At 69.0% G+C, this 18,333-nt stretch carries 19 protein-coding genes; 7 read left to right on the forward strand and 12 right to left on the reverse strand.

The features are described 5' to 3' along the window. Nucleotides 1-9: 9 nt before the first annotated feature. The 3 genes from AOM45_RS00290 to AOM45_RS00300 are packed head-to-tail and all read left to right on the forward strand — an operon-like array spanning nucleotide 10 to nucleotide 2,692. Nucleotides 10-834 (forward strand): beta-keto acid cleavage family enzyme, encoded by an 825-nt coding sequence (locus tag AOM45_RS00290; protein ID WP_030471699.1) that lies wholly within the window; start codon nucleotides 10-12, stop codon nucleotides 832-834. A gap of 60 nt (nucleotides 835-894) precedes the next feature. After that, on the forward strand, nucleotides 895-1,467 hold the full coding sequence (locus tag AOM45_RS00295) for an RsiG family protein (protein ID WP_030471698.1): 573 nt from the start codon (nucleotides 895-897) through the stop codon (nucleotides 1,465-1,467). A 43-nt stretch (nucleotides 1,468-1,510) separates the two neighbouring features. Beyond that, nucleotides 1,511-2,692 (forward strand): MFS transporter, encoded by a 1,182-nt coding sequence (locus tag AOM45_RS00300; protein WP_051784387.1) that lies wholly within the window; start codon nucleotides 1,511-1,513, stop codon nucleotides 2,690-2,692. Here AOM45_RS00300 and AOM45_RS00305 read toward each other — a convergent pair. Beyond that, nucleotides 2,635-3,495, reverse strand: coding sequence for a DUF8083 family protein (locus tag AOM45_RS00305; protein WP_030471696.1), 861 nt, complete (start codon nucleotides 3,493-3,495; stop codon nucleotides 2,635-2,637). The genes AOM45_RS00300 and AOM45_RS00305 overlap by 58 nt on opposite strands. A 173-nt stretch (nucleotides 3,496-3,668) precedes the next feature. On the opposite strand from AOM45_RS00305, the gene AOM45_RS00310 reads away from it, so the two are divergent. Further along, nucleotides 3,669-3,854 (forward strand): DUF3073 domain-containing protein, encoded by a 186-nt coding sequence (locus tag AOM45_RS00310; protein ID WP_030471695.1) that lies wholly within the window; start codon nucleotides 3,669-3,671, stop codon nucleotides 3,852-3,854. A 72-nt stretch (nucleotides 3,855-3,926) separates the two neighbouring features. Here the strand turns inward: AOM45_RS00310 and AOM45_RS00315 are convergent, their stop codons facing one another. The 11 genes from AOM45_RS00315 to AOM45_RS00365 form a co-directional block, all read right to left on the reverse strand. Then, nucleotides 3,927-4,916: an NADH:flavin oxidoreductase/NADH oxidase gene (locus tag AOM45_RS00315; RefSeq protein ID WP_030471694.1), complete on the reverse strand. Its 990-nt coding sequence runs from the start codon at nucleotides 4,914-4,916 to the stop codon at nucleotides 3,927-3,929. A gap of 99 nt (nucleotides 4,917-5,015) precedes the next feature. Further along, nucleotides 5,016-5,459, reverse strand: a complete 444-nt coding sequence (locus AOM45_RS00320; RefSeq protein ID WP_030471693.1) for a GNAT family N-acetyltransferase — start codon at nucleotides 5,457-5,459, stop codon at nucleotides 5,016-5,018. 18 nt (nucleotides 5,460-5,477) lie between these two features. Continuing rightward, nucleotides 5,478-7,331: a 3D-(3,5/4)-trihydroxycyclohexane-1,2-dione acylhydrolase (decyclizing) gene (gene iolD / locus AOM45_RS00325; protein ID WP_030471692.1), complete on the reverse strand. Its 1,854-nt coding sequence runs from the start codon at nucleotides 7,329-7,331 to the stop codon at nucleotides 5,478-5,480. Next, a complete protein-coding gene (iolB, locus tag AOM45_RS00330; RefSeq protein WP_030471691.1) occupies nucleotides 7,328-8,215 on the reverse strand; it encodes a 5-deoxy-glucuronate isomerase in 888 nt (295 codons plus the stop codon). The genes iolD and iolB overlap by 4 nt, the downstream gene beginning before the upstream one ends. Then, the gene (locus tag AOM45_RS00335) at nucleotides 8,212-9,117 is read right to left on the reverse strand and encodes a Cgl0159 family (beta/alpha)8-fold protein (protein WP_030471690.1); all 906 of its coding nucleotides are present in this window, start codon (nucleotides 9,115-9,117) and stop codon (nucleotides 8,212-8,214) included. Before AOM45_RS00335 ends, iolB begins: the two co-directional genes overlap by 4 nt. Then, nucleotides 9,114-10,046 (reverse strand): 5-dehydro-2-deoxygluconokinase, encoded by a 933-nt coding sequence (iolC, locus tag AOM45_RS00340; protein ID WP_030471689.1) that lies wholly within the window; start codon nucleotides 10,044-10,046, stop codon nucleotides 9,114-9,116. The genes AOM45_RS00335 and iolC overlap by 4 nt, the downstream gene beginning before the upstream one ends. Then, the gene (locus tag AOM45_RS00345; RefSeq protein WP_030471688.1) at nucleotides 10,043-10,813 is read right to left on the reverse strand and encodes an ATP-binding cassette domain-containing protein; all 771 of its coding nucleotides are present in this window, start codon (nucleotides 10,811-10,813) and stop codon (nucleotides 10,043-10,045) included. The genes iolC and AOM45_RS00345 overlap by 4 nt, the downstream gene beginning before the upstream one ends. Further along, complete coding sequence (locus AOM45_RS00350; RefSeq protein WP_030471687.1) at nucleotides 10,810-11,859, reverse strand: ABC transporter permease; 1,050 nt, start codon at nucleotides 11,857-11,859, stop codon at nucleotides 10,810-10,812. The genes AOM45_RS00345 and AOM45_RS00350 overlap by 4 nt, the downstream gene beginning before the upstream one ends. 15 nt (nucleotides 11,860-11,874) lie before the next feature. Further along, nucleotides 11,875-12,858: a sugar ABC transporter substrate-binding protein gene (locus AOM45_RS00355; RefSeq protein ID WP_030471686.1), complete on the reverse strand. Its 984-nt coding sequence runs from the start codon at nucleotides 12,856-12,858 to the stop codon at nucleotides 11,875-11,877. Between the two features lie 14 nt (nucleotides 12,859-12,872). After that, nucleotides 12,873-13,733 (reverse strand): TIM barrel protein, encoded by an 861-nt coding sequence (locus AOM45_RS00360; RefSeq protein WP_030471685.1) that lies wholly within the window; start codon nucleotides 13,731-13,733, stop codon nucleotides 12,873-12,875. Between the two features lie 2 nt (nucleotides 13,734-13,735). Further along, complete coding sequence (locus tag AOM45_RS00365) at nucleotides 13,736-14,731, reverse strand: Gfo/Idh/MocA family protein (RefSeq protein ID WP_030471684.1); 996 nt, start codon at nucleotides 14,729-14,731, stop codon at nucleotides 13,736-13,738. A 134-nt stretch (nucleotides 14,732-14,865) separates the two neighbouring features. Here AOM45_RS00365 and AOM45_RS00370 point away from each other — a divergent pair, with 134 nt between their 5' ends. From AOM45_RS00370 to AOM45_RS00380, 3 genes are all read left to right on the forward strand, one after another. Further along, entirely contained in the window at nucleotides 14,866-15,978 is a 1,113-nt protein-coding gene (locus tag AOM45_RS00370; RefSeq protein ID WP_081902565.1) for a LacI family DNA-binding transcriptional regulator, read from the forward strand. A 15-nt stretch (nucleotides 15,979-15,993) separates the two neighbouring features. Beyond that, complete coding sequence (locus AOM45_RS00375; protein WP_030471682.1) at nucleotides 15,994-17,487, forward strand: CoA-acylating methylmalonate-semialdehyde dehydrogenase; 1,494 nt, start codon at nucleotides 15,994-15,996, stop codon at nucleotides 17,485-17,487. Between the two features lie 173 nt (nucleotides 17,488-17,660). Further along, on the forward strand, nucleotides 17,661-18,083 hold the full coding sequence (locus AOM45_RS00380; protein WP_030471681.1) for a hypothetical protein: 423 nt from the start codon (nucleotides 17,661-17,663) through the stop codon (nucleotides 18,081-18,083). Nucleotides 18,084-18,333 lie beyond the last annotated feature (250 nt).

Consider the following 18,333-nt stretch of genomic DNA (forward strand, 5'->3'; position numbering starts at 1 on the left):
TCCCGGGACATGTCCCAGGGCACGCTCATCACCGTCGCTCCCACCGGAGCGGAACACGCGAAGGCCGACGTCCCGCAGCTTCCAGTGACCCTGGAAGAGCTGGTCGCGACGGCGCAGAGCTGCGAGCAGGTCGGCGCGGCCATGATCCACGTCCACATCCGCGGCGAGGACACCAAGCCGTCGCTGGACCTCGGCCGCCTGAAGGCCACCGTCGAGGCTCTGCGTTCCGAGACGAACCTCGTCGTGCAGCTCTCCACCGGCGGGTCGGTGCACGACCCGGAGGAGCACCGGCTGCGCGTGCTCGAGGCGATGCCGGACTCGGCGTCCTGCACGATGGGCACCGTCAACTTCGGCGACGACGTGTTCATGAACCGCTGGGAGTTCATCGTCGCCCTGCACAAGGGCATGCAGGAACGCGGCATCGTCCCGGAGTACGAGATCTTCGACATCGGCCAGCTCGCGTCGTTGAAGCGCCTGCTGGACCAGCACGGCCTGCCCGCGGGCGGCCACGTGCACGTCGACTTCGTGATGGGCGTCCCCGGCGGCATGCCCGGTGACGCGGCGACGCTGGTCGCCGCAGTGAACGCTCTGCCGGACGGGGCAACGTTTTCCGCCACCGGCATCGGTCGCACCACCATTCCGGTGATGTTCACCGCACTGGGTGCGGGTGGTCACCTCAGAGTGGGTATGGAAGACACGATCAGCTACTCGCGGGGCGTGCCGGTGCGGGACAACGCACAGTTGGTGGCACGCGCGGCGGGCTTGGCCAAGATCGCGCAACGACCTGCTTTGTCACCAGATGAGACGCGAAAGCTCTTGGGCGTGCACATTTGAGACAAGTTTGGTGCATGGGATGTGTTGGCGGGTGAGGAGGATCTACCGCAGGATGGACACGTGATCGAGGTGCGTCCTGGCGGGCGCCGCCGAATCGACAGGGTGCTCGCCCCCGACTACACGGAGGGCGTCGAGCAGCGCCCGCTCGTCGAGGTGCGCGAACTCCGCGACGAGGCAGCGCAGGAAGAGACCGACCTGTCCTACCTGCGGCGGCTGTTGCACGCGCGGATCGACATCGTGCGCGCGGAGCAGGAGCGCCGCAGTTCCGGTGGCTCGGCGGTGGTCGAGCAGCTGGCCACGATCCTGTCCACGAACGCCGTTGGTCCGGCGACCGGTCTCGGCCGGTACCAGACCCATGAGCCGTCACGCGCTGATGCACATCAACGGCACGTCGAGGCGCTCATCTCCGACGTGGACCTCTCCGACGTGAGCAAGTTGTCCGACTCCAAGCTGGGCGAAGTGCTGGAGACGTTCATCGCGGAAGAGGCCTCGGTGTCGGTGCGGCGGCGCGAGGTGCAGGTGGTCGTGGACAAGCTCAACGCCGAGATCGCCTCGCGCTACCAGCGCGGGAGCGCGTCCGTCGACGAGCTGCTGGCGGCTGAGCGCGGACACCACCACCGTCCCAAGAGGTAAGACAGGCGTTCCACTTTCTGAGCAACCGACCTAGCGTGCCCCCATGGGGTACCGCTGGGTCGTGCTGTGCATCGGAGCTTTGGCGCAAGGCACGAACGCGGCCGTCTTCCTCGGTCTGCCCGCGATCAGCCCACAGCTCCAGCACCACTTCTCTCTCTCGTTGCCCCAGGTCGGGCTGCTTCTCGGTGCCGTCAACCTCGGCACGATGATCGCCCTCGTGCCGTGGGGAGTCATCGCGGACAAGCGCGGTGAACGACTCGTGATGACCATCGGTGGCCTCGGGGCCGCCGTCTGCCTGCTCTCCGTGGCGTTGGGCAACGCCTGGATCGCCGGTCTCGCCCTGCTGGGCGCAGGACTCTTCGGAGCGAGCGTCAACGCGGCGAGCGGCCGCGCGGTGATGTCGTGGTTCAGCAGCGGGTCCCGCGGGCTGGCGATGGGAGTGCGCCAGACCGCCACCCCGCTCGGGGCGGCCCTCACGGCGGCCTTCCTGCCCGGCATCGCGATCTCGTCCGGGGTGCCGGTGGCGTTCGTGGCCCTGGCGGGCGTGACGGCGTTCGTGGCGCTCGCGGTCGCCGTGCTCGTGCGGGAACCACCCGGAGCGGTCCGGGGGAGCACCGACCACGGGCTGGTGCTCAAGGACCCCCGGTTGCTGCGGCTCTCGCTCGCCAGCGGGCTGCTCGTTGTGCCCCAGTTCACCGCGACCGCCCTGCTGGTGCCCCTCCTCCACGAGCACCGCGGCATGAGCGTGACAGCTGCCGCCGCCGTCTTCGGTGTCGCTCAGGCGCTCGGCGGGGCCGGACGACTGGCGGTCGGCGTGTGGTCGGACCGGGTGCGCAGCAGGATCGGGCCGTTGAAGATCGTCTCGATCATCACCGCGACCGGGTTCGTGCTGGTCGCCGTGCTGGACCAGGCACCACTGCCGCTGCTCGTGGCTGTGTTGGTGCCGGCGAGCGTGTTCGCGTTGTGCTGGAACGGCCTGGCCGTCACCGAGGCGGGCGAGCTCGCGCCGGACGGCCGCAGCGCCACCGCGATCGCGATGCAGAACTCCGCGAACTACCTCAGCGCGGCGATCACGCCGTTCGTGGCGAGTTTCGTCGCGGTGCACGTGGCTTGGCCCGCGGCGATGGCGCTGGCAGCCGCGGCGGCCGTGACCGCGCGGGTGCTGCTTCAGCCGTGGCGTTCCCTGCGGGCCAGTTCGCCCCAGAACTCGCGCAGCGTCTCGTAGCGCAGCGCGACCTCCTCGGCGTCACCGGTCTCCAGGGCGTCGACGATGGCGTTCACGTCTGCCGCGGAGGTGTCCTCCAGCAGGTCCTTGTCTTCCAGCAGCTGCACCAGGCCGCCGTAGTCGAGCTCGACGGCCGAGTGCGGGTGGAAGTGCTCCAGCCAGCGACCCGTGTCGGCGAGGACCGTTGCGGGCCCGTCCTCGCCCAGCGCGCCCTTCACGACCTTGAGCGCCCTCGCCACCCTCCGCCGGGCGTCCGCCATCGCCACGCGCCACGACACCTGCCGTTCCGGGTCGTCCTGGGCGCTGGCCAGCACCACGCGGCGCTGCGCCGGGTCGACGAGGGCGAACCACGGCAGCGGCACCGTCCACGTCGTGGAGATCACGTGGACCGCGCCTGCCGCGAGCTCGGCCATCACGGCGGACGCGCGCGCTCGGACCGTCTCCGGGGCGACGTTGAGCGCCGCGTCCTGGAGGATCGGCGGTGCGGAGGCCAGGAAGCCCACCAGAGCGGCGGCGGAGCGGGCCCTGAGGTCCAGCGGGCAGACGAGCGGACCCGGACCGACACGGGCGGCGTCAGAGGTCGGAACCTCGGCCGGACTGATCGTCATCACGTCGAACGACTCGCCCGGGAGCAGCTTTTGGCCCAACTGTGATCGCAACCACAGCTCCCGTTCCCGGTCACCCACCTCCGCGCGGGGGATCGCGCCCTTTTCCAGGGCTTTCGTCACCTTGTCCGCTAGCGGTGCGTCCAATACCGATAACGGTTCGTACACCCTCAGGTAGGCGACGAACGGTCTGGGCACCTGTGCATCCTTCCACGCGGGGGCGGCCGTGAGATTTGGCGGTACGTGTCACGCCTACCGCGTCGCGAGGAACCCCATCGGCACGGTACGGTAGTTACCAGGAACTAGTTGTCGAGACGAGTGGGGCCGCCGTTCCCCCGGCCGCCCCCGTCCCTGTGCGAGGGGGTCGAGCCATGGGGCGCGGCCGAGCGAAGGCCAAGCAGACGAAGGTCGCCAGGGAGCTCAAATACAGCTCTCATGAGACCGACTTCGCTGCTCTGCAGCGCGAGCTGTCTGGTGGCGAAACGTCGCCGAACGGACGTGGTGGCGAGGAGAGCCACGACGATCCGTACGACGACTACGACGACTACCGTCGCTGAATTCAGCCTGAAGAGTTCAAGGGCTGGGCAACCGGGTCACCGGTACCCAGCCCTTGAACTCTGAGGGCTGCTTCAGAACGCCCTGGCGTACTGCCTCGGTGCCCGGACCTCCACACCCAACTCCTGTGCCGCGTGCAGCGGCCAGTACGGGTCGCGGAGCAGTTCGCGCGCGAGCAGGACCAGGTCGGCGGAACCGTCCGCAATCACTTGTTCGGCCTGACTCGCCTCGGTGATCAGGCCGACCGCACCCGTGGGCACGTCTGCCTTGCGTCGCACCGCCTCGGCGAGCGGCACCTGGTAGCCGGGCCCGATCGGGATGTCCGCCTGCGCGGCGTTGCCCCCGCTGGACACGTCGATCAGGTCCGCACCCGCGGCCTTGAGCGCCAGTGCCAGCACAACGCTGTCGTCGACGGTCCAGCCTTCCTCCACCCAGTCGGTGCCGGAGATCCTCACGATCACGGGCACCGCGGGGCCGACCGCTGCCCTCACGGCGGCGGTGACCTCGACGGGGACGGCGATGCGTTCCTCGATGCTGCCCTCGTTCGTGAGCGGCGAGTAGTACTCGTGGAGCAGGTAGCCGTGGGCGGCGTGGATCTCGAGGACCTCGAAGCCGGCTTCGACCGCCCTGAGCGCCCCGTCGACGAACGCCTTCACGACCTCAGTGTGGTTCTCGATTTTTTCCGGCACGTTGAGACCGGGAAACGGCTCGGTCGTGGGCGCGACCGGCACCCAGTCGCCGAACGCCTTGCGCCCGGCGTGCGCGAGCTGGATCCCGGGCACCGAGCCCTGGTCCTTGATGAACGTCGTGATCCGCTTCCAGGCCGCGACCTGTTCGTCGTTCCAGATGCCGACGTCCTGCGCCGAGATCCGGCCGCGCGGCTCGACCGCGGTCGCCTCGGCGATGACGAGACCGGCGCCGCCGACCGCACGCGAACCCAGGTGGACGAGGTGCCAGTCGTCCGGCAGGCCGTCGGTGGCCGAGTACTGGCACATCGGGCTCACCGCGATGCGGTTGGGCAGCGTGACCTCGCGCAGGGTCAGCGGGGAGAAGAGCAAGCTCACGGGGGGACTCCCTTAAACGGTTCGTAGGTCTACGAAGGTTCAAGGAGGCGCGCCGGACGCGTTGTTCCCGGGAGCGAGGTCGTCTCAGTCACTGGGCGGCTACTCGGCCCGCCGGTAGCTGTAGAAGATGAACCCGTCGTGGTACTTGCCGATCCGGTCGTACAGCGCACGGGCCGGGGCGTCCTCCAGCGTGTTCCAGTACAGACTGCGGAAGCCGTGCTCCTCCGCGTCCCGCGCGACCCAGTCGATCACCGCCGTCGCGACGCCCTGGCGCCGGACCCCGGCGTCGACGAACAGGTCGGCGAGGTAGCACCGGCCGACCTTTCCCCAGACGCTCGCGTGGAACACGTAATGCGCGATGCCGACCATCGCGCCGTCGAGCCACGCGGCGATCCCGCGCGTCTGCCCGCCGTCGAGCAGACGCCACCAGGTCCGTTCGTAGTCCTCGTCGGTGCGCGAGGTGTCGAAGTACGCGTCCTTGCCGCGGGCCAGCACTTCCCAGCGGTCGCGGTCTGCCTCGGTCAGAAAGTCGATCTCCACCACGCCGCCATCGTGCCGGGTTCAGCCCAGGTAGCGCACCTGCTTCGCCTTGCCCTCCAGCACCTCGTCACGAGCGACAGCGATCTCCGCCCGGTGCGACACCTCGGGCACGCCGACCTCCCACCACGCCCCGGCCTCGGTCCACGACGACGGGTGCGTGCGGATCACGACGACGGCAGGGCGTTTCTCACCGGCCGCCACCTCGCGCGCCTTGCGGTAGGCGCCTTCGAGATCGCCCAGCGACTCCGCCGGGAACACCGCGCAGCCCATCGCCGCCGCGTGGGCCGCGAAGTCCGTGCGCGGGGGTTCGGTGTGGCCGGTCGTGCAGTCCGGGTAGAGGTTGTTGAAGCCCGCGCCGCCCTGGCCGGTCTGCAGGCGGTGGATCACCGCGTAGCCGTCGTTGTCGCAGACGACCGCGACGAAGCCGTGGCCCGCGAAGGCCGCGGAGAAGAGCTCGGAGTTCAGCATCAGGTACGAGCCGTCGCCGAGCAGCGTGGTGACGACGCCGTCGGTGTGGGCGATGGCGGCACCCCAGGCGCCGGCCAGTTCGTAGCCCATGCAGGAGAAGCCGTACTCGACGTCCATGGTGGACTCGCCGGTGGCGCGCCAGCCGCCGATCAGCTCGCCGGGCAGGCCGCCGGACGCCGTCATCACGTAGTCGGTGGGACCACTGACCTCGTTCACCACGCCGACGACCTGGGCGTACGTCGGGAGGCCCTCGCCGGGCGTGCGCAGGGCGCTGATGTGCTGGTCCCACTTGGTGCGCTCGGTCAGCGCGCGGCGAGCCCAGTCCGCAGGAGCCTGCCACGAGCCGAGCACGTCCGTCAGTTCGCGCAGGCCCTCGTCGGCGTCCGCGACCAGGGCGAACGAGCCGTGCTTCACGGCGTCGAAGCGGGCCGCGTTCAGCGAGATCATCCGCGCGTCGGGCGAGAAGACGGTCCAGGACGCCGTGGTGAAGTCCTGCAGCCGGGTGCCGACGGCGATGACCAGATCGGCTTCGCCCGCGAGGACGTTGGCCGAGGTGGAGCCGGTGATGCCCAGCGGGCCGGCGTGCAGCGGGTGCTCGTGCGGGACCAGCGTGCGGCCCGCGGTGGTCTCGACGATCGGGATGTTGTGCTGCTCGGCGAACCGCAGCGCGCGGCCCGCGGCACCGGAGTAGCGGACGCCGCCGCCCAGCACCAGCAACGGGCGGGACGCGCTGCGCACCGTGCGGGCCGCCTCAGCCAGCGAGTGCAGGTCCGGACGCTGGCGCAACGGGCGGTGCACCACCGGCTCGAACAACGCCGGAGGGAAGTCGTAGGACTCGGCCTGGACGTCCTGCGGCAGCGCCAGGGTCACCGGTCCACAGTCGGCCGGGTCGGTCAGGACCCGCGCCACCTGCGGCAACGTCGACAGCAGCTGCTCGGGCCGGGTGATGCGGTCGAAGTAGCGGCTGACCGCGCGGAACGCGTCGTTGACCGTCGTCGTCGGGTCGTGGAAGTGCTCGACCTGCTGGAGCACGGGGTCCGGGGCGCGGCCGGTGAAGGTGTCGCCGGGCAGCAGCAGGAGGGGCAACCGGTTGGCGTGCGCGACACCGGCGGCGGTGACCATGTTCAGCGCGCCGGGGCCGATCGACGACGTGGCGACGCCGACCTGACGGCGGTGCGAGGCCTTGCCGATGCCGACCGCGGCGAGCGCCATGCCCTGCTCGTTGTGCCCGCGCCACACCGGGATCCGGTCGCGGACCTCCTCCAGCGCGTTGCCGAGGCCGAGCACGTTGCCGTGGCCGAAGATCGCGAACACGCCGGGGAACAGCGGCGCGTGCGAGCCGTCGAAGAGTTCGGTGCGCTGGGCCAGCATCCACCTGACCAGCGCCTGTGCGGTCGTCAGCTTCACTTCACTCGCCCCTCAGCGGTCGTCACCGGGCAACGCGGGTCCAACTCCTGCGTCGCCCAGCTGTCGCGGACCCAGGTGTGCGCCGGGTCGTCGCAGAACGCCATGGAACGTTCGTCGCCAGGTCCGGCGAGAACGTTCAGGTAGTACATGGGATAGCCCGGCGCCGCGACGCACGGGCCGTGGTAGCCGCGCGGGATCAGGAAGACGTCACCGTCCCGCACGGTCACGTCCTCGTCGATCGTGCCGTCGTCGGTGTACGTGCGGTGGAAACCGAAGCCGGTGCGCGACGGCGTGACCTGGTCGCGGTCGGCGATCCGGAAGTAGTAGATCTCCTCGTTGTCCACCTCGCACGGCTCCGACGAGTCGTGCTTGTGCGGCGGGTACGAGGACCAGTTGCCGTCCGGGGTGATCAGCTCGCACGCGTTGAGCTTGTCCGTGTGGTCCCACACGCCCGGCACGCCGAAGTTCGTGACCTGACGGGTGGCGTTGCCGGAGCCGCGGACCTCGACGGGAACGCCGTCAGCCGGGCCGTACTTGGGTGCCAGGCGGTTCTCGCAGCGGGCCATCGGCAGAGCGACCTCACAGCCGTCCACAGTGGACAGCATCACCGATGCGTCCCGAGGTACGTAGGCGAAGTCCGTGACGCGGGTGAAGACCGAGTCACGGCCCTGCAGCTCGTACCGTTCACCGTCGACCTCGACCGCGAGAGACCCGGCCAGCGGCAGCACGAACGCCTCGAACTCGCCGGTCTCGACCGTGCGCGACCCGCCGGCCTCGATCCGCAGCACACGCAGACCGGTGTAGGCCCAGCCCGCGTCCTCCGGTGTCAACGAGATGACGTCGCCGGAGGTCGAGAGCGTCCCGTGTGGACGGTGCAGGGTCATACCGTGACTCCCTTTGCGGTGCGCAGGATTTCGGCGGCGGCGGCGACGGCGGCGGCGACATCACCGTCCGGCGGGTAGAGCAACGCGCGGCCGACGACCAGACCGCGCACGGTCGGGTGGCGCAGCGAGCGGCCCCACGACGCGAGGTCGTCCTCCGGGTTCGCCGACGGCACACCGCCGAGCACCAGCGCGGGCAACGCCGTGGTGTCCAGCACGACCTCCGGCTCGTCCGGCGCGGGCAGCTTCAACCACGTGTAAGCCGAGGTCGAGCCCAGTCCGGCGGCGACGGCCGAGGCACGGGAGAGCGCCGCGGAGTTCTTCTGCAGCACCAGCTTGTCGTTGTGATCACGCTTGTACGGCAACGGTTCGACCATCGCCATCAGCCCGTGCTCCGCCAGTTCGGTGACGGCCCGCGCGCAGCCTTCCAGCGTGGGGATCGTGCCCGGGTCGGAGTCGACCAGGCGCAGCAGCATCTTGCCGCCGTCGAGCCCGAACGTGGCGATGGACGACGCGTCGTAGGCGGTGAACCGGTCGTCGATCTCCCAGTCCGCACCGGCCAGACCGCCGCGGTTCATCGAGCCGATGACCACGCGCTCGTTCAGGCCGTCCAGCAGCAGCAGGTCCTCGATCACGTCCGGTGTGCCGAGCACGCCGTCGACCTCGGGGTTCGCCAGCGCCGTCAGCAACCGGGCCAGCAGCGACCGCCGATCGGCCATCGCCAACGGGTCGCCGCCGACACCCAGCGCGCCTCGCGCCGGGTGGTCCGCCGCGACCAGGAACAGCGTGGACTTGCCGTTCAGCAACGTGTTGCGCCGCTTGCGCGCCTGGTAGGCCCGTCTGATCGAACCGGGGTCCTCTGCCCGCCGCCACAACAGTTCACGCCACTGCCCGTCAGTGATCACAGCATTTCCTCGATCTCTTTCTGGTCCGGCATCGCATCGGCGCAAGCCAGCCGGGAAGCCACGATCGCGCCAGCCGCGTTGGCGTAACGGGCGATCTTCACCGGGTCCCAGCCCGACAGCAGGCCGTGCACCAGCGACCCGCCGAACGCGTCACCGGCACCGAGCCCGCAGACGACCTCGACCGGGTTCGGCTCGACGGTCCACCGTCCGTCGGGGGTGGCCACGAGAACGCCTTCGGCGCCCTTCTTGACCAGTGCCAACGAGATTCCGCGGTCCAGCAACCGGTCAGCGGCGTCGTCCGGATCCGATGTGCCCACCGCGATCTCGCACTCGGTCCGGTTTCCGACCGCGACCGTGACGTGGTCGAGCATCCAGCTGATCTCGGCACGCGCAGTCTCGACGTCCGGCCAGAACATCGGCCGGTAGTCCAGGTCCAGCACGGTGTGGCCGTGCCGGGCCCGGCTCGCGAGCATCATCCGCTGCGACGAGCAGGAGGGTTCCGCGGAAACGCCGGTGCCGGTGACCCACAACAGCGGCACGTCGCGCACGAGCGACCACGGCACGTCGTCCTCGCCGATGGTCAGGTCGGGCGCGATCGGCAGGCGGTAGAACAGCAACGGCGGGTCCGCGGGCGGGTTGAGCTCGCAGAACACCACGGGCGTCAGCAGGTCCGGCGAGGTGCCGACGTACTTCGACGACACCCCGAAGCTTTCCAGCGCCTCACGAACGTAGGTGCCGAAGCCGTCCGGGCCGACCTTCGTGAGGACACCGGCTCGACGCCCCAGCCGCGCGGCGGCGACCGCGACGTTGGTCGCGGTGCCGCCGAGCGACTTGGCGAAGGTGCTGACCCTGGCCAGGGGCACCCCGGACTGCTCCGGGTAGAGATCGACCCCGACGCGGCCGACGGTCAGCACTTCCAGAGACGTCACGCCTCGACTCCTCGCAGTTCGTGAGCCAGGGCTTCCAGTTCCGCGCCACCGGCCATCTGCTTCGTCAGTTCGCCGATGTCGATCTCGGACTTCTCGTAGCTGCCCAGCGCGCGACCACGCTTGAGCAGCAGGAAACGGTTGCCGACCGGGTACGCGTGGTGCGGGTTGTGCGTGATCAGCACGACGCCGAGGCCACGATCACGGGCCTGGGCAACGTACTTCAGCACCACACCGGCCTGCTTCACGCCGAGCGCGGCGGTCGGCTCGTCGAGGATCAGGACCTTGGCTCCGAAGTACACGGCGCGGGCGATGGCGACGCACTGCCGTTCACCACCGGACAGCGTGCCGACCGGCTGTTCCACGTCCCGCAGGTCGATGCCCATGTCGGACAACGCCTTCTTGGTGATCTCCCGGCCCTTCCTGCGGTCCAGGAACCCGAACTTCGTCGTGGGCTCCGAACCCAGGAAGAAGTTGCGCCACACCGACATCAGCGGCACGACCGCGAGGTCCTGGTACACGGTCGCGATGCCGTGGTCCAGCGCCTCGCGCGGCGAGGAGAACCTGATCTCCTCGCCCTCGACCCTGAACGTGCCCTGGTCGTGCTGGTGGACACCGGCCAGGATCTTGATCAGCGTCGACTTGCCGGCGCCGTTGTCGCCGAGCACGCAGGTGACCTCGCCGGCGTTGACCACAGTGGACACATCGCTGAGCGCGATGACGCTGCCGTAGGTCTTGCCGATGTTCTCGACCTCGATGAGTGACGTCATCGCTTCACCCTTTCCGCCCGGCGGCGAAGCATGTTGTTCACCAGCACGGCCGCCAGCAGCATCACGCCGAGGAACAGCTGGAACCAGTCGCTGTTCCAGCCCGCGTAGACGATGCCCTGCCGCGCCATGCCGAAGATCAGCGCGCCGATCGCCGCGCCCACCGCGGAGCCGAAGCCACCGGTGAGCAGGCAGCCGCCGATCACCGCCGCGATGATGTACTGGAACTCCAGGCCGATGCCCTGGTTCGCCTGCACGCTCGCGTACCGCAGGATGTTGATCGAGCCGACCAGCCACGCGGCGAACGCCGTCGTCATGAACAGCAGGATCTTCGACCGCACGACCGGCACACCGACCGCACGCGACGACTGCGCGGCACCACCGATCGCGAAGATCCAGTTGCCGAACTTGGTGCGCACCAGGACGGTCGACGCGATGACGGTGAACAGCACCCACCAGATGATCGACACGTAGAAGCTCTGCCCGCCGATCTGGAACGTCGACGCGAACAGGAAACCGGCCGACTCGTAGCCGACCGTCTCCCGCATGCCCGACACCTGCACGCTGCCGGTCACCAGGCGCGTGACGCCGAGGTTGAGGCCCTGCAACGCGAGGAAGCTGCCCAGCGTCACGATGAAGCTCGGCAGGCCCGTGCGCATCACGAGCCAGCCGTTCAACGCGCCCACCGCCAACGCGAAGGCGAGCGACACGAGCAACGCCAGCCAGACGTTGAGTCCCAGCTGGGTGGCGAGGAGAGCCGTGACGAGCGCGGTGGACGCCGTCATGACGCCGGCGGACAGGTCGAACTCGCCGCCGATCATGAGCAACGCCACGGCGACCGCCATGATGCCGAGCATGGAGGCGTCGTCGAGCCAGGTGGCCGCGCCACCCAGGCTGAGGAACTGCTCGGTGACCACGGAGAAGAACAGGAACACGAGCAGTGCGCCGAGCATGGCGCCGATCTCCGGACGCACGACCAGCTGGTCGAGCAGCCTCGGCTTGCTGAGCCGTTCGTCGGCAGCCGGTGGAGCCTTGGCTGTCACGGTCATCTCCTCGCCCCCTCCTTACCTCTTGCCGTTCTTGGCGTACTCCGCGACCTTGTCCACGTTGGACTTGTCGACGAAGCCGGGACCGGTGAGGACGGGCTTGCCGCCACCGAGGGTGTTGGCGTTGTCCTTGAAGAGCTTCAGCATCACGATCGGCAGGTAGCCCTGCTCGTACTGCTGCTGGTCGACGGCGAACAGCACGTCGCCCGCCTTGATCGAGTTGACCACGTCCGCGTTCAGGTCGAACGTCGCGACCTGCGCCTTCGAGCTCGCGCCCTTGATCGCGGACGCCGCGTTCACGGCGACCTGCGGGTTCAGCGCCAGCACGCCGTCGACGGCCGTGTCGGACTGCAGCTTGGCCTTGATGCGGGCCTCGATGTCGGTCGGGTTCGAGATGTCGACCTGGAGGTTCTCCACCGCGCCGCCGAAACCGGTGCGGGCACCGTCGCAGCGCTGGTTGAGGCCCGTGTTGCCGGCCTCGTGGATCACGCACAGCAGCTTCGTCTTGCCCGCGGCCTTGAGCTTCTTGCCGGCTTCCTCACCGGCGATCGACTCCTCCTGGCCGACGTGCGCCATGGCACCGAACTCCGCGCTCTTCGCACTGCCGGAGTTGATCGTGATGACCGGGATGCCCGCCTTCACGGCGTTCTCGATGGAGGTCTTCAACGCGTCCGGGTTCGCCATCGACACGACGATGCCGCCGACCTTCTGCGTCACGGCGTTGTCGATCAGCTTCGCCTGGGCGCCGGGGTCGCCGTCGGAGTTGTACGTGACGCCGACGCCGAGCTGCTTGCCCGCGTCCTCGGCGCCGACCTTCACCACGCTCCAGAACGCGTCACCCGCGGTGCCGTGCGTGATGACCGCGACCTTGAGGTCACCGGTCGCCGGTGCGCTGTTGTTCTGCGTGTTCTGGGTGTTGGAACCCGTGGGACCGCTGCACGCGGCGAGTAGAGCAACACCGGCGAGAGCAACGCCCGCGCGGATGACCAAGCGAGACTTCATCGTCTCCAGTCCCTTCAGAGGATCTTTCCGAGGTGCGCGAGGCTGCGCGCGGTGTCCTTCAGTGGCTTGTCCACTGGACTTCCGTCCTTGAGCCGCGTGTCCTGCTCAAGCACGAACCATCCGGTGTAGCCCGCCTCTTGAACGAGCTTCACCAGCGCTTCCACGTCCACGTCGCCGTCCCCGAGCGGCACGTAGATGCCCTGTTCCACGGCATCGGTGTAACTGAGCTCGCCGCTGCGCACCTTCGCCGCGATCTCGTCACGCACGTCCTTGAGGTGCACGTGACCGATCCGGTCCGGGTAGCGGCGCGCCAGCTCGACCGGGTCCGTGCCACCGATGAGGAGGTGGCCGGTGTCCAGGCAGAGCTGGAGATCGGAGTCCGCGAGGAACCTGTCGACCTCCGCCTCCCGCTCGACGTGGGTGCCCACGTGCGGGTGCAGCACGGTCTGCAGACCGTGCTTGGCGGCGATCTCCCGGATCTTCGCGCAGGTGTCGACGAGGGTGTTCCACTCGTCGTCGGTGAGCTGCGGTCGTTCGTCGTAGCCGTCGAGGCCCGTCGCGGCGGCGAGCACGAGCACCTCGGCACCGCCCGCTTTGAGGATTCCCGCCACGCGGTCGGCTTCGTCCAGAGTGGACTGGACGTCCGTGTGCAGCGTGACGGCGAGGAAACCGCCGACCAGCGAGATTTCGAACTCGGTGAGCAGCGCCCTCAACGCACCGGGGTCGGCGGGCAGGTAGTCGGGCGGGCCCAGCTCGGTGGCTTGCAGGCCCAGCTCGTTCATCTCGGTGAGAACGGTCGTGGCAGGCAGGACGGTGCCCCAGCCCGGGACCTCGCACACACCCCAGGAGATCGGTGCCCCAGCGATCTTGGCCATGCTCAGTTCCCCTCGATCTTCACCGGTGCGCCGGTGCGGCGCGACTGCTCACACGCTTCAGCCAGGCGAAGGCTGATCAAACTCTCCCGCGCCGGTGACGGGTTCGCGACTTCGCCCGCGACGACCTGCGTGAACAGGTTCATCTCGTTGACGTACGCGCGGTGGAAGCGCTCCGGGAAGCCGGGGTAGGCGTCCGGTCCGGCCACGTGACCGCCGGGCTCCAGCGAGTTCAGCGGGGTCTTCGGGTCGACCCCGGCGACCAGGGAGTCCTTGCTGCCCAGCACCTCGATGCGGTGGTCGTAGCCGACCGGGTCGTGCCGTCCGCCGGCCAGCGTGGCGTGCGCGCCGCCCGCGAACTTGAGCACCACGACCGCGTTGTCCACGTCGTCGGCGTCGGCGAACGCCTGGTGCACCAGCACCGAGCCGGACGCGTAGACCTCGACGACCGGTTCGCCGACCAGCCACGGCACGCAGTCCAGGTCGTGGATCAGCAGGTCGCGGAAGATGCCACCGGAGGCGGGCAGGTAGGAGAAGTCCGGCGGGTTCGCGTCGTTGCCGACGGCCCTGACCAGGTAGATGTCACCGACCTCGCCCGCGCGGATCCGGCGGTTCAGCTCGTAGATGGCCGGGTCGAACCGGCGCTGGAAGCCCACGAGCACCTCGACGCCCGACTTCTCGACGTCCTCGACCAGAGCGGTCATCTCGGCGAGGTCGCTCGCGATCGGCTTCTCGCACAGCGTGGGGACGCCCTGGGCGATCGCCGCCCGCAGCATCTCCGGGTGGGTGTTCGTCGGGGTCGCGAGCAGGACGCCGTCGACGTTGCCGAGCAACGTGCCGAGGTCGTCCACCGCCTTCGTCCCGTTCAGGTCGGCCGACGCCTGCGCGGCACGACCGGGCACCGGGTCGAAGAGAAGCACCTCGTCGACTCGATCCAGTGCGGCGAGGTTGGTCGCATGCATGGTGCCGATCCTGCCGACACCCGCTACTCCGATCCGCATCGCAGGTTTCCCCTGTTCATCGACGAGATGTGTTAGAGCGCTCTATTGGTTGGAGCGCTCTAATGCTGTAGCTTCCGTCACACGGGTGTCAAGGGTGTGTTTCCCGCCCGTGACGTGAGGGGAGGTGGTCACCGGTGGTCAGACCCACGATGGAGGACGTCGCATTGCGTGCGGGCGTCTCGCGGGCACTGGTGTCACTCGTGATGCGCAACTCACCCAAGGTGAGCGAGGCGCGACGCAGTGCTGTCCTGAAGGCGGCGGAGGAACTGGGGTACTCGCCGCACGCCATGGCGCGCTCGTTGGCGTCGCGCACGTCGACAGTGCTCGGCGTGATGGTGTCCGACCTGCACAACGCGTTCTTCGCCGAGGTCGTGGACGGCATCGACGAGGTCGCGCGCGAGCAGGGGTTCGACATCATCATCAACACCGGTGGCCGTTCACCCGCCCGCGAGCGCCGCGCGCTGGAGTCGCTGCTCTCCTTCCGCCCCGCCGGACTCATCCTCCTGTCGCCCGTCGTGCCCGCGACCGCGATCTCCAAGGCCGCCGAACAGCTTCCGATCGTGCTCGTGGCCCGGTCGTCCCGCGTGTCCACTGTGGACACCGTGAATGACGACGGCGAGCAGGGCGCACGGCTGGCGGTCGACCACCTGGTGTCGTTGGGGCACAAGCGCATCGCCCACCTGGACGGCGGCGAGGGCACCCAAGCTGGACCTCGCCGGCGTGGCTACGTGACCGCGATGGAGGCGCACGGGCTGACGCCTCAGGTCGTGCCGTCGGAGTACACCGACGCGGCCGGTGCGCGAGCCATCCGCGGCTTGATCGACGACGGCACGTTGCCCACGGCCATCCTGTCCTGCAACGACTTCAACGCCGTCGGCGCCATCTCGGCGTTGGAGGACGCCGGACTGCGCGTGCCACAGGACGTTTCCGTTGTGGGGTACGACAACACCTCGCTGGCGGCACTCCGCCACGTCTCCCTGACCACGATCGACCAGCCCCGTGCCGAGTTCGGCCGGTTGGCCGCGGACGCCCTGCTGCAACGGGTCCGCGAACAGCGCACGGAACCCGTGCGCCACCTCCTCAATCCCTCGCTAGTCGTTCGGAACACGACCGCCCCACCAGCGACTTCGCGTCGGTCGTCCGGTTCCCCCTTCCCGTCAACCGCCGAAGGCGATTCGGCGGGAAGCGGGAGCCGGACGGCCGACTCAAGAGCGAAGTCGCAGGAGCGGCGAAGCAGCGACCAATAGACACGGAGGAACGCGTTGAGCACCATCCCCCACTGGATCGACGGCGCCCGCACCACGGGGGTGTCGTCCCGCACGTCCGACGTCTTCAACCCGGCCACCGGCGAGGTCGCGGCGCAGGTCGTGCTGGCAGAGCAGGCCGACGTCGACCTCGCGGTCTCCTCCTCGCTGAAGGCCGCGCAGTCCTGGTCCGAGTCGTCGCTGTCGACGCGGTCGCGGATCCTCTTCGAGTACCGCCACCTGCTGCACACGCACCGCGACGAGCTGGCCGCGATCATCACGTCCGAGCACGGCAAGGTGCTCTCCGACGCCGCCGGTGAGGTGCAGCGCGGACTGGAGGTCGTCGAGTTCGCCTGCGGCATCCCGCAGTTGCTGAAGGGCGAGCACTCCGAGCAGGTCTCGCGCGGTGTCGACGCGTACTCGTTGCGCCAGCCGCTCGGCGTGGTCGCGGGCATAACCCCGTTCAACTTCCCCGTGATGGTGCCGATGTGGATGTTCCCCATCGCCATCGCGACCGGGAACACCTTCGTGCTCAAGCCTTCCGAGCGCGACCCGTCCGCCTCGATCCGCCTCGCCGAGCTGTTCGCGGAGGCCGGGCTGCCCGACGGTGTGCTGAACGTGTTGCAGGGTGACGCCTTCGCGGTGAACGCGCTGCTCGACCACCCGGACGTCGCGGCGGCGTCGTTCGTCGGCTCGACCCCGATCGCGCGGCACGTCTACTCGCGCGGCACCGCGGCCGGCAAGCGCGTGCAGGCGCTGGGCGGCGCCAAGAACCACATGGTCGTGCTGCCCGACGCCGACCTCGACGTGGCCGCCGACGCCGCCGTTTCCGCCGGTTACGGCTCCGCGGGCGAGCGCTGCATGGCGATCTCGGTCGTCGTGGCGGTCGGCGAGACCGGTGACGCACTGGTCGAGAAGATCGCTGAGCGGACCCGTGACCTGCACCCGTCGGTGCTGCCCGGCACGGACCCGTCCGCGCAGATGGGACCGCTCGTCACCGGCGTGCACCGGGACAAGGTGAAGTCCTACGTGGACGCGGGCGAGGCCGCCGGTGCGTCCTTGGTCGTCGACGGACGTGGGCACGCGCCCGAAGGCCACGAGAACGGGTTCTGGCTCGCCCCAACGCTCTTCGACCACGTCACGCCCGACATGTCGATCTACACCGACGAGATTTTCGGCCCGGTGCTGTCGGTCGTCCGCGCCGGCACGTTCGAGGACGCCGTGGAACTGGTGAACGCCAACCCCTACGGCAACGGCACCGCGATCTACACCGGCGACGGGCTCGCCGCCCGCGAGTACCAGCGGCGCGTGCACGTCGGCATGGTCGGCATCAACGTGCCGATCCCCGTGCCGATGGCCTACTACTCGTTCGGCGGCTGGAAGGACTCGCTGTTCGGCGACACGCACGTGCACGGTGCCGAGGGCGTGAAGTTCTACACGCGCGCCAAGGCCGTCACGGCGCGGTGGCCGCAGCAGCACGGCGTGAACCTGGGCTTTCCCACGCACGGCTGACCGGTTCAGCCTCGACGGCCGTCCCTGCACGGGGCGGCCGTTTCTATTTGGTACGAACCAATTACCAGTTCGCTGATCATGGAATATCGCGACACGGATCACCGTTCGGCAACAGTGCTGGACAGGTCGGTATTATCGGCGCTCCCAAAAACTGCGCAGGAGGACCGAACACGATGTCGCTCAGCGAGGACGACAGTCCGTTCGCGACGGCATGCCGCGCGACCGAACGTGCCGAATTCATCCGCTCGCTGAACCAGCTGCGCGAGTCGCGAGGACTCTCGTACAAACAGGTCTCCGACAACACCGGCGAGCTCATGCTCCCGAAGAGCACGGCCCACGCCCTGTGCACGTTCCGGTTCTCCAAGCGGGAGGACCAGCTGCGCGCGTTCCTGACCGGCTGCGGAGAGCCGGCCGAGGCGCTCGCGGGCTGGGTGGAGCAGTGGCGGCGCGTGGCGGCCTCCCGCGCCAACGGGAGACCGCACCCCGCAGTCCAGCTGGTCCAGAGCTCGGCCAGGGGTAGCGCAAGCCTAACTGTCGACAGCTTCGACCGGCCAGACCGTTGGACGGCATTGGACGCGGTCAATACGACCAATTGAGCACTGCGTGGTCAGCGGCTTCACGAAAGGTGACAAAAGCTGGACAGTTGGACTTCGCTGGACGGATTGGGACGTTGTTGCGCATGACGTGAAAAACGTGGACGGCGATTCAGTTGGCAGTCACCCGTTCGAGTGACAGGATCGTGGCAGAGCCGTTATGTCGCAGAGTCCGCGGCTACGCCAATAGCCCGCGCTGACGCTTTCCGCGCCCACGGCTTTTCGCCGCACCCAGCTGGTCCACCCCAACCAG

Origin of the sequence: Lentzea aerocolonigenes, from assembly GCF_000974445.1 — a bacterium.
GTDB lineage: Bacteria > Actinomycetota > Actinomycetes > Mycobacteriales > Pseudonocardiaceae > Lentzea > Lentzea aerocolonigenes.

Bases quoted from the DNA above. Each gene is read 5' to 3' on its own strand.
- AOM45_RS00365 (WP_030471684.1), bottom strand. From the start codon at position 14,731: ATGCGGATCGGAGTAGCGGGTGTCGGCAGGATCGGCACCATGCATGCG.
- AOM45_RS00350 (WP_030471687.1), bottom strand. From the start codon at position 11,859: ATGACCGTGACAGCCAAGGCTCCACCGGCTGCCGACGAACGGCTCAGC.
- AOM45_RS00380 (WP_030471681.1), top strand. From the start codon at position 17,661: ATGTCGCTCAGCGAGGACGACAGTCCGTTCGCGACGGCATGCCGCGCG.
- AOM45_RS00360 (WP_030471685.1), bottom strand. From the start codon at position 13,733: ATGGCCAAGATCGCTGGGGCACCGATCTCCTGGGGTGTGTGCGAGGTC.
- AOM45_RS00310 (WP_030471695.1), top strand. From the start codon at position 3,669: ATGGGGCGCGGCCGAGCGAAGGCCAAGCAGACGAAGGTCGCCAGGGAG.
- AOM45_RS00355 (WP_030471686.1), bottom strand. From the start codon at position 12,858: ATGAAGTCTCGCTTGGTCATCCGCGCGGGCGTTGCTCTCGCCGGTGTT.
- AOM45_RS00345 (WP_030471688.1), bottom strand. From the start codon at position 10,813: ATGACGTCACTCATCGAGGTCGAGAACATCGGCAAGACCTACGGCAGC.
- AOM45_RS00300 (WP_051784387.1), top strand. From the start codon at position 1,511: ATGGGGTACCGCTGGGTCGTGCTGTGCATCGGAGCTTTGGCGCAAGGC.
- iolB (WP_030471691.1), bottom strand. From the start codon at position 8,215: ATGACCCTGCACCGTCCACACGGGACGCTCTCGACCTCCGGCGACGTC.
- AOM45_RS00290 (WP_030471699.1), top strand. From the start codon at position 10: ATGTCCCAGGGCACGCTCATCACCGTCGCTCCCACCGGAGCGGAACAC.